Origin of the sequence: Sphingomonas sp. 10B4 (assembly GCF_035019905.1) — a bacterium.
GTDB lineage: Bacteria > Pseudomonadota > Alphaproteobacteria > Sphingomonadales > Sphingomonadaceae > Sphingomonas > Sphingomonas glacialis.
Window position 1 is genome coordinate 1 of record NZ_JASJVC010000521.1, and the last position, 243, is coordinate 243.

General features: G+C 58.4%; 1 protein-coding gene. It reads right to left on the reverse strand.

Annotated features, from left to right (window positions below):
- Nucleotides 1-243 (reverse strand): chorismate mutase (locus QN347_RS20720; RefSeq protein WP_323494534.1); only part of this gene is annotated, 243 nt, incomplete at both ends.

Below are 243 nucleotides of genomic sequence, written 5' to 3' on the forward strand. Positions count from 1 at the left end.
ATCGACACACATGGCAAGGCTTCGATGGCGTGGCCGAATTGTTGATACACCGCTTGTTCGCTGAAGGTACCGATCGGGCCCAAAAAGGCCACGACCACACGCCGCTCCAAGGCCCGGCAAGCCGACATGATTTCGCGGAAAATCAATTGAATATCGGCACTCAGCAAAGGCCCCGGGTTACGTTCGGCCACGCTGCGCAAAACCTGCGCTTCGCGCTCCGGGCGAAACACCGGTGCATTGGTT